We start from the raw sequence: 256 nt of genomic DNA on the forward strand, positions 1-256 counted from the left end.
AGGTTGAACAGGTTCTGGTCGCGACATTGGAATCCACGCCGAGCGACGCCACCCACTGGTCGAGGGCGTCGATGGCCGAGAAGTCCGGCCTGTCGAAGTCGACGATCGGGCGAATCTGGCGCAAGTTCAACCTCAAACCGCATCAGGCCGACACGTTCAAGCTGTCCACCGACCCGCTGTTCATGGAAAAGGTCGTCGACGTCGTCGGCCTGTACCTCAACCCGCCCGATGGCGCCGTGGTGCTCTCGGTCGACGA

At 62.5% G+C, this 256-nt stretch carries 1 pseudogene; it reads left to right on the plus strand.

Going from position 1 to position 256, the window contains the following annotated elements:
• Nucleotides 1-256: pseudogene (locus tag ACNAW0_RS30905) on the plus strand (IS630 family transposase); the annotation flags it as partial.

Origin of the sequence: Micromonospora sp. SL1-18, assembly GCF_047921505.1 — a bacterium.
Classification (GTDB): Bacteria; Actinomycetota; Actinomycetes; order Mycobacteriales; family Micromonosporaceae; genus Micromonospora.